Source organism: Indibacter alkaliphilus LW1, from assembly GCF_000295935.2.
Taxonomy (GTDB): domain Bacteria; phylum Bacteroidota; class Bacteroidia; order Cytophagales; family Cyclobacteriaceae; genus Indibacter; species Indibacter alkaliphilus.
Genome location: NZ_ALWO02000036.1, coordinates 84,510 through 97,160 on the forward strand (window position 1 = coordinate 84,510; position 12,651 = coordinate 97,160).

11 protein-coding genes are annotated in these 12,651 nt (G+C 41.7%); 4 read left to right on the forward strand and 7 right to left on the reverse strand.

The features are described from left to right. Window positions 1–33: 33 nt before the first annotated feature. A complete protein-coding gene (locus tag A33Q_RS11720) occupies window positions 34–411 on the reverse strand; it encodes a GxxExxY protein (RefSeq protein WP_009034874.1) in 378 nt (125 codons plus the stop codon). A 157-nt stretch (window positions 412–568) separates the two neighbouring features. Next, window positions 569–1,672 carry a Gfo/Idh/MocA family protein gene (locus A33Q_RS11725; protein ID WP_009034873.1) on the reverse strand — a complete coding sequence of 368 codons (1,104 nt, stop codon included), beginning with the start codon at window positions 1,670–1,672 and terminating at the stop codon, window positions 569–571. 114 nt (window positions 1,673–1,786) lie between these two features. Between A33Q_RS11725 and A33Q_RS11730 the strand changes: the two genes are divergently transcribed. From A33Q_RS11730 to A33Q_RS11740, 3 genes are all read left to right on the forward strand, one after another. Beyond that, complete coding sequence (locus A33Q_RS11730; RefSeq protein ID WP_009034872.1) at window positions 1,787–2,251, forward strand: GlcG/HbpS family heme-binding protein; 465 nt, start codon at window positions 1,787–1,789, stop codon at window positions 2,249–2,251. Window positions 2,252–2,263: 12 nt separating this feature from the next. After that, entirely contained in the window at window positions 2,264–3,217 is a 954-nt protein-coding gene (locus A33Q_RS11735) for a proline iminopeptidase-family hydrolase (RefSeq protein ID WP_009034871.1), read from the forward strand. 134 nt (window positions 3,218–3,351) lie between these two features. After that, the gene (locus A33Q_RS11740; RefSeq protein WP_009034870.1) at window positions 3,352–4,263 is read left to right on the forward strand and encodes a sterol desaturase family protein; all 912 of its coding nucleotides are present in this window, start codon (window positions 3,352–3,354) and stop codon (window positions 4,261–4,263) included. A 129-nt stretch (window positions 4,264–4,392) separates the two neighbouring features. On the opposite strand, the gene A33Q_RS11745 is transcribed toward A33Q_RS11740, so the two are convergent. Together A33Q_RS11745 and A33Q_RS11750 are read right to left on the reverse strand one after the other, a co-directional pair. Next, window positions 4,393–5,526, reverse strand: a complete 1,134-nt coding sequence (locus tag A33Q_RS11745; RefSeq protein WP_009034869.1) for an ATP-binding protein — start codon at window positions 5,524–5,526, stop codon at window positions 4,393–4,395. A gap of 139 nt (window positions 5,527–5,665) precedes the next feature. Further along, entirely contained in the window at window positions 5,666–7,306 is a 1,641-nt protein-coding gene (locus tag A33Q_RS11750) for a carboxylesterase/lipase family protein (protein WP_040490415.1), read from the reverse strand. Between the two features lie 364 nt (window positions 7,307–7,670). Here A33Q_RS11750 and A33Q_RS11755 point away from each other — a divergent pair, with 364 nt between their 5' ends. Next, window positions 7,671–8,372: an NUDIX hydrolase gene (locus A33Q_RS11755; RefSeq protein ID WP_009034867.1), complete on the forward strand. Its 702-nt coding sequence runs from the start codon at window positions 7,671–7,673 to the stop codon at window positions 8,370–8,372. A 38-nt stretch (window positions 8,373–8,410) separates the two neighbouring features. Here the strand turns inward: A33Q_RS11755 and solA are convergent, their stop codons facing one another. From solA to A33Q_RS11770, 3 genes are all read right to left on the reverse strand, one after another. After that, window positions 8,411–9,565, reverse strand: a complete 1,155-nt coding sequence (solA, locus tag A33Q_RS11760; RefSeq protein WP_009034866.1) for an N-methyl-L-tryptophan oxidase — start codon at window positions 9,563–9,565, stop codon at window positions 8,411–8,413. 571 nt (window positions 9,566–10,136) lie between these two features. Further along, window positions 10,137–10,730, reverse strand: coding sequence for a gluconate 2-dehydrogenase subunit 3 family protein (locus A33Q_RS11765; RefSeq protein ID WP_009034865.1), 594 nt, complete (start codon window positions 10,728–10,730; stop codon window positions 10,137–10,139). Window positions 10,731–10,741: 11 nt separating this feature from the next. After that, complete coding sequence (locus tag A33Q_RS11770; protein ID WP_009034864.1) at window positions 10,742–12,448, reverse strand: GMC oxidoreductase; 1,707 nt, start codon at window positions 12,446–12,448, stop codon at window positions 10,742–10,744. Between the last annotated feature and the right edge of the window lie 203 nt (window positions 12,449–12,651).

Here is a 12,651-nt window from a genome sequence, read left to right on the forward strand (position 1 = left end):
TCCCGCAGATCACGCTAATGCACGCTGATGGAATTATAAGCCATTTACTTTTCTGAATATGCCCTCGTTGATATTATTCACATTAAAATTCACTAAAATACCAAGCCTAAAATTACTAAGCTTCAAATACGAAATTAACTGCTTATGATGTACGGGTAATAATTCTGCTACAGATTTGACCTCAACTATTACTTTATCATTTACCAAGAGGTCCAACCTAAAGCTTCCCAGTTGATCTCCACAATAATGGAATGGTAATACTACTTGTCTCTTAGTTTTAAGCCCTAGTTTCTTTAACTCATAATCCAAAGCTGATTCATAAATTGACTCCAGCAAGCCTGGGCCAATATTATTATATACAGAATATATAGCACCTCTGATTTCATAAGAAATGTCATTTTCATAAATCATAAAAGTGGGTTCTGATACAAAAATTTTAAAGCAGTTCTAATGAATTTTTCTATTAAATTAATTAAACCGTTCAAATTCTAGAAAAAAATCTGTGTCTATCTGCGCCATCTGCGGGCAATATTTTTACCTCCCGCAGATCACGCAGATATAAAGACTCTTAAATCATTACCTTTTCTCCCTTTTCAGAAGATTTGAGAATTGCCTGAACCACCTTGATATCTCTCAGGCCCTCTTCTCCCGGTACAGGCATTGGCCGCCCTTCCATAATGGCCAAGGCATCCATATCCATTTGATTGGCTTGCTGCCAAGGGATTTCATAAGGGTAATTGATCTCTCCCAATGGGCTTTTTCCTTTATTTCCTGCATAGGAAGAAAAGGGTTCCATCTCTATCTTGCCTTCTTCACATGTAATATTCAGGAAATTCGTGTTTTCGTAAAAAGAGGTTTTAACCTTTCCGATCACACCACCTGGAAATTCCAGCTCTGCCTCTACTATCTCTCCCAGCCCATCTTGGTAGATTTCCGGCCTTTCGGCCCAGACCTTGGCAGAATTGACCGCAATTGGCTCCATATTGCTTCCTAACCTTGCTCCTTGAATGGCATATACGCCCATGTCATAGATGACACCGCCGCCCATTTCTCTTTTTTGCTTCCAGTGGTCAGTTCTGTTTTCTCTGTATCCAGCAGCACAATCCACTGAGAGCACTTTGCCCAATTTTTCATTTTTCACAATATCCTGAAAGGCCAATGTATTGGGCTCATGCTGGCATCGATAGCCTATGGACAAGCTCACATTGTTTCTTTTACAGGCATCGATCATGGCTTGACACTCCTCTGCTGTTACAGCCATAGGCTTTTCACACCAGACATGCTTTCCGGTATTGGCGGCTTTGATGGTATATTCCATGTGCATGGAAGGAGGAAGGACTATGTAAATCACATCGATATCGTCATTTTCAGCGATACCTTCCATATTTTCATAATTGTAAACATTTTTTTCGGGTATGTTGTATTTCTTTTTCCAATCTTCAGCTTTGGAGGGTGTACCGGTAACGATACCTGCGAGGTAGCAGTTTTTGGTCTGTTGAAGCGCTGGCGCCAAAAGGTCTGTGCTGTAATATCCCAGTCCAACCAGTGCTACTCCAAGCTTTTTGTCCTTTGGAACTTCTGAACATCCAAAAATGGAAAAAGGAGTAATTAGACCAATTCCGGTTCCCAGTGTAATGGCTCGAAGAGAATCTCTTCTGCTAAATTTTTTCATTATTTAATGGTTTAGGTTTAAAAGATGCTTATGGTTTGAATTTAAGGTTTTTGGGCAGGGCTTCAAAATATTCCTTAAATTAGAATTTTAAGAATTGACCAAAACCAAAAAAAAATGAAATCCTTTCTTCTTGCTACAGTTTTGATGGCTTTTTCCATCACTGGATACTCCCAAAACACCCAACCTTACCTCAGTCTCGCAGAGGCCAAAAGAATCGCAGATGCTGCGGAAGCAAAAGCGATTGAAAATGAATGGACAGTGGTAATTGCTATAATGGATGCTGGTGGGCATTTGATACTGCTTAGAAAAATCGATGGCACGCAGATCGGCAGTGTGGAAGTAGCACAGGCCAAGGCCAAGTCAGCAGTATATTTTAAAAGAAGTACCAAAGTATTTGAAGACGGGGTTAATGATGGGAACAACAGGCTCATGACTCTGCCAAATGCTGTGGCCTTGGAAGGTGGAGTTCCGATTTTTCGGGATGGGCATTGCATAGGAGCTATAGGAATCTCGGGAGTCAGATCAGATCAAGATGGCATCATCGCCGAAGCAGGGCTCTCAGTATTGGAATCTAAATAAGACCGACAACATATGAAAAAGAGATATTTAAGTTATTCAGGGATTTTATTTGCACTTATTCTTTTTTATTCCTGTAGCCAGCCTGATGTCAAAAAAATAGGGACAGGTGAAGGATATGTAGAAGTCGAAGGTGGAAAAGTCTGGTATGAAATAGTGGGTGAAGGAGATAAACTACCTGTCTTGCTCCTTCATGGTGGACCGGGAGGAACGAGTTTTGGATTTGAGCCTCTGAAAGAAATGGACTACGAAGGTCCTTTGATTTTTATGGACCAATTGGGCTCAGGACGTTCGACAGCCCTTTCGGATACCAGTTTGATGACAGTGGAAAATTATGTGGATCAGGTTGAAAAACTGAGGAAACAATTGGGATTAGATGAATTTGTACTTTACGGATCTTCTTGGGGAACCATGTTAGGTATAGCTTACATCACAGCCTACCCTGAGGCAGTCAAGGGTGTTATTTTTAGCAGTCCTTTATTCAGCACAGATATGTGGATTGCGGATGCAGACACCTTGATAGCCACTTTACCTGACTCCGTACAGCAGGTCATTCGCTATCATGAAGAAATGGGTGAATTTGATCATCCGGACTATCAGGAAGCCATTACTTTGTATTACAGCCTTTATGTGAGAAGAAAAGAAAGCCCGAAAGTAGATCGAAGCCATATGAATCTCTCCTCTGGAAAAGAGATCTATGAATACATGTGGGGGCCGAGTGAGTTTACCTCCACTGGAACTTTACGCTCATTTGACAGGTTAAATGATCTAGGTAAGATTAAAGCACCTACCCTGCTTTTCACAGGAGAATTTGATGAAGCCCGCCCCAGTACGGTGGAGTTTTATGCCAGCTTGGTTCCTGACTCCCGTTTTGTTGTGATCCCTGACGCTGCCCATGCTACCTTGAATGACAATAAGGAATTCACCCTAAAAACGGTAAAAGAATTTTTGGAAGAGATCAACCATTAAGTTCTTTCGAATTGATGAAAGCAAAATATGTTAAGAAAACATCCACTCCTCAATTAAACCAAGGTTTTTTAGTTGATTTTTCTTAGATTATGAAGAATAATAAATGAGTAAAATTTAAGTATCAGTAAGTTTTTATGAACAAAGAAAAGTTAACCTTTGAGCAGATCGCCAATATGGATCTGCCTAACATCATCCTTTATGCTGCACCTATAATGATTGGGCTAGTTGGCCTGGAGTGGTATCTTTCTTACAGACAGAAAAAAGATTTTTATGATAGCAAAGACACTATCGCGGCAACTGTGATCGGCTTGATCAATGTGGGAATGAGCGCAGGTATCAAAGTCATCACATTTGGGATCATTCTGTTTTTCTACAACCTTGTTCCCTGGACTATTCCCATGACTTGGTGGTCATTTGTACTTTGTTTGTTTTGGCTGGATTTCTGGAGATATTGGGCGCATAGGGTTGCACATGAAAACCGTTTTTGGTGGGCTACGCATGTGACACACCATAATTCGGAAAAATACAATTGGTCAGTGTCCTTTAGACTTAGCTGGACCCAGCATATCAAAATCATTTTCTTTATCCCTGTAGCCCTAGCTGGCTTCCATCCTGTAGTCTTCTTTATCGTGCACCAACTGGCGGTATTGTATCAATTTTGGATACACACCGAATACATAAACAAGCTTCCCAGACCAATTGAGTATTTCTTTACCACGCCCTCCCATCACCGGGTACATCATGCCACCAATGAGAAGTATTTGGACAAAAACTACGGCTCCACATTTATCATCTGGGACAGGATGTTTGGTACATTCCAGCCAGAAGAAGAAAGACCAAATTATGGACTTACGAAGCAGGTCAAGTCATACAATCCCATTACTCTCAACTTCCACGAGTGGTCTGATATAGTCAGAGATGTAAGAAACTCCCGATCTCTCAAGGAAGCTTATGCCATGGTATTTACAAGGCCAAGTGAGCTAGAAGCTAAAAAGAAGGAGTTTGAAGCCTCCTATGAAAAAGCAAAAGTGAAGGTGAATGGGTAGTGAAAACCCCGATATTAGTTGATATACAGAGATATTGGGATATCATCTGCTCTGGAAAATTTAAAAAGTTTTAGATTTCAGAGTCTAAATTGAAAATCCTTAAAGAGGTCAATTTCTTTGAGGGTTTTTTCATAATACCCAGTCTGAAAAATTGATTTTGTCTACTACGCTCCATTTGGCTTGAGGGTAAGCTTTCCCAAAAGCAATGGGTTTTTTTGTTTTCGAATTCCCCCATTTACATTCCAGTGCCAGCATGTTTTGTGAACTGTCGATTTCGATCAGGTCGATTTCCTGACCATCATAAGTCCGCCAAAAATAATATTCCCGATTGAAGGAACGTGAAGCGTTAAGTTTCATTCTTTCTGTAATGATAAACTGTTCCCACAATTGGCCTACATCATTTCTGACTTCTATGGGACTGAAATTATTGATCAAAGCATTTCTGATTCCATTGTCATAAAAGTACCACTTCTTACTTTTTGTGACTTCTTTTCTGAGATTTTGACTGTATCCACTTAAGGGGAAAATTACAAATACTTTGGATAATAAGTCTAAGTAACGCTCTACAGTATCTTTGCTTATTTGAAGGCTATTTCCCAATTCTACCGTACTTACCTGAGAGCCAACCTGCCAGGCCAAGAGTTTGAGCAACCTGAAAAGTACATCTGCTCCTTTTACATTACTCAAAGCCAAGAGGTCTTTCAACAGATAGCTGTTCACCAAAGACTTCAAATATTCTTCTTTCTCGTTAAGATTTTCAAGCTGGGACAATTCAGGGTAATTGCCAAAAACTAGCCTATGTTGCAACAACTGAAAACTTTCAATCCTATTTTCTGATAAGGCATATTCCAGCTGGGCTATGGGGTAAAGCAAAAACTGCCTGTCTCTTCCGACCAATGGCTCTCCTGCCTGATTTACCAAATCCAGACTGCTGCTACCAGTTGCTATAATTGTGATCCCTTTCAGACTGTCGATCATGAGCTTTAGGATCTTTCCGATTTCCGGAACTGCTTGAGCTTCATCGATGATGATAAGTCTTTTATCTCCCACAATTTGCCTGTAGTTGGTCACAGTACGCAACTGAAGTATTTCAGCAACTTGGACATCTTCGCCCAGAAGTAACAAAGCATCTTCAGCATATTTCTTAAATAGTGCTTCAATGATTGTTGTTTTCCCTGTACGTCTACTTCCATAAAGGAGCAAAACCTTTTGCTTTCCTATCTGCTTTTCAAGCAAATCAAATACATATCTGGAAATTTCCATACTCTACCAATTTTATCAAATTAGCGCAATTTACATAAATTAGGCTAATCACCTAGCGCAATTTATATAAATTAGGCTAGTTGACTAGCGCAATTAACAAAAAAAGAGGCTTTTAGCCCCTTTTAATTTTTTTATATAATTAGTTTTTCTTATAAAAACGATCATGGAAATCGTAGCGCTGGTCCTTTTCGGCTTTTTCTTTTTCAGTTTTGACATCAATATTGATGATAGAAGGGTTCTTTTCTTCCTTGCCTACTTTTGGCCAATCCGGTAATCCATCCCCATTGGGATTTCCTGTTTTCACAAAATTGGTAAAGTAGCCAAACATAGTTTTTGAAACCTGATAGTCCTCTGCTGTCCATTCATAATCCTTGATCAAATGAAGATTGCCCATGGCATATTCAATTTCCATGGCATGAGGTGCGCCAATAGCTTTTGGTGCCGGTTCAGCGCTCTCAGCTCTTACCGTACCTCCTGCAAATCCCGATGTCAAAGACTTGTCCACCAAAGGCGGTCTAAGTTTGCTGAAAAGGTAGCGGTAGACAGGTTTGTCTGAGCTTTTTTTATGCAAATCAGCCCATTTCCAGGTACTGTATACGATAAACCTGTCAGAGGCCAAATCTGTGGCAGATTGGGCTACTTCTTCTGCATTGCTATGAGGATACATTTTCAAAACTTCTTCATAATCCTCAGGATAAGTTTCTTTTACTTTTGCCACAAAATTCTCTTTGGTGTATGGCTTACCCTGCATAAACGCCATCCCATTCATTTCTGCAGAATTCCAACCCACAAGCAAAGGAACCTGAGCCTGTTCACCGGATTCAAATATTTCAGGCAAAGTCTTTCCAAGAAAATGACCATCCAAAACTACAGGAAAGCCAAACCTTCCCGACTCAGTGTACATTTCAAAAATATCTTTCGTGGACATTTTCCTCAATTCAGTCAAAGTTTTAATACCTTTTCCTTCCAGGAATTCTCTCCCTGTTTTTTCGGCTTCTTCCAGACTAACAGGAGCCAAGGTTGGATAAATTCCCGCTCCACTTTCACCTATTGCACCTGCTATCAAATTCCTTGAAAGCGGCGAGGCCATTTGATAGCTTACAGAAATAGATCCTGCGGATTCTCCTGCAATGGTTATTCTTTCCGGATCACCTCCAAAAGCTTCTATATTATCTTTTACCCATTGCAATGCCATTGCTTGATCCAAAAGACCATAATTGCCGGAAGCTCGGTAGGAAGACTCTGCACTGAGCTCAGGATGAGATAAAAATCCAAAAATATTTAACCTGTGATTGGCCGTAACTACCACGACCCCTTCTTTGGCCATACTCTCTCCATTGTATCTGGGTTCGGAAGCGTCGCCAGCTACAAAACCTCCACCATAGATGTAAAACAAGACTGGGAGTCCTTTTTCCCCTCTTTTGGTAGGTGTCCAGACATTCAGGTACAGGCAATCTTCACTCAGGCCATCCGACCAGGAATTCATGTCCCCAAATACATTGGCCTGGACTGGCCTGGGACCGAATTTTTTGGTTTCTTTTACTCCCTCCCAATTTTCTGGTGCTTGGGGAGCTTTCCACCTCAGATCATCAATAGGTGGCTTGGCAAAAGGAATTCCGAAATATTTAGCAATGCGGGAATCTACATCATAATTTCCTTCTATTATTCCGTTGCTGATTTTAGTTTGTACTGGAAGATAATAATTCCCAGTCTCTTGGGCATTGACAAGACCTGCCGTTACCAACATAATACATAGGGTGAAGAAGTAATTGAATTTCATGGTTTAACTGGTTCTATTGTTACACTTTGAGACAATAATAATTGTTTCTTTCCAAAATTCCTATTTACTTAGGGTTGAAATACCCATGACAGATTTGTCGGAACCGTCACCCTGAGTGAAACGAAAAGCTGCCCCGATTCTTTCCGGGTGTCTCCCAAGCTAAACGGTAGGAGATTCTTTACTACGTTCAGAATGACGTATGGCGGGTCTTCATCCTGAAGGAGGTACGACTGAAGGATCTCCAAAGTCCAGGGATGAGATTTCCCGCAATACTGCAGGACAGGCTTTCAATACGTTCATAATGACGCAGAATCCGATGTCATTTTCTTTATGTCAATGCCAAATTATATACTAAACATGCCACATGTCTTTACCAACTACTTCAGATTTTCTTCCCCACATTGCTTTTGATTCCGTCATTTTTGGTTTCTCAAAAGGGGAACTCAAGATTCTATTGATGGAATACCATGATACAGGCTGGTTTGCGCTTCCGGGTGGATTTGTAGCAAAAAATGAGGACCTGAATCATGCTGTCCAAAGGGGTTTAAAGGAAAGAACAGGCTTGAAAAACATTTACCTGGAACAGTTTTATACTTTTGGGAATCTGGATCGGCATAAGCCTGAAATCATGAAAACCATACTGTCTGCCAATGGCTATGAGGTAGCCGATGACTTTTGGCTTTTGGATAGATTCTTATCAATTGCCTACTATGCATTGATTGATTTTGAAAAAGTAACTTTACTTCCTGACTCCCTCTCCGATTCTATTGACTGGTATGATATTCAGAAATTGCCGGAATTGATTTTGGATCATCAGAAAATTGTGGAAAAAGCGCTCCAAACCCTTAGGGAAAATCTGGACAGAAAGCTGATCGGTGGAAAGCTTTTGCCCGAAAAATTTACTATGAAAGAATTGCAGCAAGTTTATGAGGCAATTTTGGGAGAAAAGATCAGAAGAAGCAGTTTCCAGAGGAAGATTCTAAGCCTGGATATTTTGGAAAGACATGAGAAACTTTTCACAGGCAAAAGTCATAAGGCTCCTTACTTGTATAGTTTTAAAGACTAGTTTTTTGATAAACTTAAACCTGGCAGGTTACGTCTACCTTATTTCCACTGAAAAGGGCTGAGGTCTATTTCGGATTTTTGGTTCAAAAGCTTTTGCGCGATGGCCTCTCCGAGACCTGCGGAGTGTTTGAATCCATGCCCGCTACATGCAGAGGCAACCAAGACTTCAGGAAAGTCAGGTAATTCATCCACTACAAAGTTGGAGTCGGAAGTGACTGTATAGATACAGACTTTGGATTTAACTATTTTCTTATCTACACCAATAAACCTGTCTGCAACTTTTCCCTCTAAAAATAACTCCTGTTCTTCAAGACTTACTTGCCTATTGACGGTGTCAGGATGATTGCTTTCATGAAAAGATTCAGAGGCCATTTTGACAGTTTTTCCATCTAAGGACGGAAATCCATAAATAAAGTCTTCTGATCCAGATCCAAAACCCCACATGTAAACAGGGGTTTTGTCCAACTCAAAATTTCCCTGCTTCACAGGCATCCAATGCAATACCTGACGGCAGATTTTGAATTGGCTTTTATGAAAAGGAGGAAGAAAATCCTTGATCCAAGAACCTGCACTCAACAATACTTTTCCAACTTCAAAAATCCCGTGATTAGTATGGATCGCCACGCCTTCGACAGAGGGCTGAATGCCCTGGACCTTGGTGTGGGTTTTGATCACGGCACTGTTTTTCTCAGCCAATTGCAACTGGCTTTTAATAGCCAATTCCGGCAATATGTACCCAGCGCTGGGTTCAAAGTAAGCCCTTCCTGTAGATTCTAGATCAAATGCCCCAAACCGTCGCTTCACTTCCTCCGAATTCAAAATCTCATGAGGAGTATTTCCTTGCTGGGCAAACCTCAATGTCCTGTCGAAAAATCCTTCTGAGCCATGTTTAGACCAAGATTCCAAGCCCGAATCAAAAAGTAAGCCACCAGTGGTATGCATGATTTTTTTACCTGTAAGAGATTCCAACTCTCTCCAGATTTCATGTGATCTTTTGACAACAGGCACAAAATCCATCCCTTCACCTACCGCCAGCCTTGTAATCCTTGATTCCCCGTGGGATGAACCCATGTCATGCGGAGGCGAAAACTGGTCCAGTCCCAGGATGCTTTTTCCGGATTTGGACAATTGCCAAAGGGCCGAGGAACCCAATGCCCCTAGACCTATTACCGCGATGTCATAAGTTTTGGACATACCTTTTTTTGATAATAATTGGTTTAGAAGAAATTAATAGATATTAGATATTAAATGGATATTGGGGTAATGCTAGTCTTAATCCATAGGACATTTGAATTTAAAACTTATATCGCCGAAGGCATATATCAACCTTGTTCCGAATCACTTTGTTCTACCAATGACAGATATGGAGGGATCGTCATTCTGAGTTACTAAAATTGGCATTTACAGAAAGGAAATGACAAAAGGTTTCACGCAGCGGGCGCAGCGAAGTCGCAGCGATCGCTGCGTGAAATAGCTATTTGTCAATGGTAACGTAGTGAAGAATCTCCTACTTTTAAAGAGAGGAGATCCTTCATCTCCGCAAGCTCCGATTACCATTGACAGAAACGTACGTCACTCTGACGAAGGAAGAGTCTCCCAAAATAGAGGAGATCTCCCGCAATGCTGCGGGACAGGCTTTCATCTCCGCAAGCTCCAATTCAGGATGACGTACACCAATTGTCATTTCCTTTCTGAACATTCCCCTAAATGTTAAATACTCGGGATCGCCGTTTCACTCCGATATCGCGCAGCTTATATCATTAATTTACTCCGTCCATATCTTCCCCACATCCGAGTAAGGAATACAACCTTCGTAAGGACCGGGAATCGGATTATATGCCAAAACCTCTTTTCCGATTTTTTCGGAATGAAAATATCCTATCAAAGCCAATTCCTTCATCATCCTGTAAAAAGGAAACTCCTTGGGTTCACCAAAGGAAAATCCCCACATAGAACCCGGAAGAGGACCGGATTTTTCTTCAAAAATCCTGATCACATCATCCTGCTGCTCTCCTTCCAGTTTGACAAAATCCTTTCCGTGCAGGTTTTTTGCTTCTTGGTTAAAACTGTCTATACCTCCCGCAAAACCATTTTGGATCACTTCAGGAAATACATTATTCAGCATTTTATCGATAAACTGGTCCACTCCAACATCCAAACCGCCAGGAGTTTCAGTTTCCGGCAATACCCTATCTACTATCCTGGAAAGGATCTGGGCCTGTTCCTTGCTCAGTACTTTTGGCGTCCAGTTCAGCTTGGGACCTGATTCGCAGGATTGCATCAAAGCGGCCACCGTAGACCCTGTCAATGCATATCCGAAAATCATTGCTGTGCCCTTGAGGGCTTCTCTTCTGTTCATCGTGTCTGTATTTAAAGGTTGTTACGGTTCATTTCTTTCATGACAAAATCCACTGCCCTGGCTGTCATGGCCATGTAAGTGATGGATGGATTTTGCGTTCCTGAGGAAGTCATACATGCTCCATCAGTCACAAACACATTTGGAACTGCATGCAGCTGATTGTTGCCGTTCAGTACAGATGTTTTAGGATCCCGGCCCATTCTGGCAGTTCCCATTTCATGGACACCTATCCCGATGGCACCGCTGTTGTCATAAGTATGGACATTCTTCAGTCCTGCTGCTTCCAGCATTTCTGCTGCATCCGATTTGATAAACTCCCGCATGACCATTTCATTTTCCTTGTAGCTGGCATCAAAAACCATTTTTGGAATACCAAACTCATCGGTTTCGTCTTTGCTGAGATACATCTGGTTTTCATGGTAAGGAAGTATTTCTCCGAAACCCGTAATCCCAAAAGTCCATGGGCCGGCCTGCATCATATTGTCTTTAAAGTCAGCACCAAACTCTTTGCTATTGGCACCCCTTCCAAAGTTCGCTCGGGAAGCGGATCCCTGATAACCATAACCTCTGAGGAATTCCTTCATTTTGGTCTGTTCATTGATATTCCTGAACCTTGGAATATAGATACCATTTGGCCTGCGTCCCTTGTAATATTGGTCTTCAAAACCATCAAAAGTACCGGAAGCTCCCAAGCGGTAATGGTGATCCATGATGTTGTGTCCCAATTCACCGGAGTCATTGCCCAAACCATTTGGAAAACGGCTCGAGGTAGAATTCAGCATGATCTGTGCTGTCGCCGGCGCAGAGGCATTGAGGAAAATGATGCGTGCATAGTACTCGATCATTTCCTTGCTTTCCCTGTCCACAACCCTGACTCCTTTGGCTTTACCGGAGGCATCGTCATAAATGACAGAATGCACGACTGAGTTGGGCCTCAAAGTCATGTTGCCTGTTTTAGCGGCATCAGGTAAAGAAACAGAAACGGAACTATAATAGGCTCCATAAGGACATCCACGATGGCATCGGTTACGCGACTGGCAAGCTCCCCTGCCATTATGTTCACGGGTAAGGTTAGCCACTCGGCCAATGGTCATGTACCGGAAAGGGAATTTGGCTTCAATTTCTTTTTTAATGTGTTTTTCCAGACAGTTCAGCTCCATTGGAGGCAAAAACTGTCCATCCGGTACATGGTCCAAGCCCATAGCCTGACCGGAAACACCCACATATTTTTCCACATAATCGTACCATGGCGCAAGATCCTTGTAGCGTATGGGCCAGTCTATGGCGATGCCCTCTTTGGCATTGGCTTCAAAGTCCAGGTCAGACCAACGGTAACATTGCCTGCCCCAGATAAGAGAACGGCCACCGGTATTGTCGGCACGGATCCAGTCAAACTGCTGTTTTTCTATGTATGGGTCAGCCTTGTCGTTATGGTAAAAGTGCTTGTTATCTTCATTGATAAAACCCGATCGGATCTGAACGTAGTAATCTTCACGTTCCTGATGTGTAAGACGTCCATGGTTATCAAAATCCCAAGGGTCTTTTTGCATGGTGGGATAATCCTGAAGGTGGGTGACTAAGCGGCCACGTTCAAGAACCAGGGTTTTGAAGCCTTTTTCGCAAAGTTCTTTGGCTGCAAAGCCACCGCTGATTCCCGAACCAACAACAATGGCATCATAGGTGTTTTCCGCCATTGCTTTGATATTGAGGTTAATCATGTAGATAGGGTTTAATAAGGTTAATTGATGGATCAAAGTAGTGAAAAAGTAGATTGGAAAAAAGGAGATTGTATGGATGGTCAATTGTGAGAAATAAAATGTCAAAATTTGTGTGGGGAGTTTTGCTGTACGATTTTAGAATTCCGAGGCTGAACGCTTGGTTTTATCTTTAGGTATGGAAAATAGGCGCCGATAAAAAATCA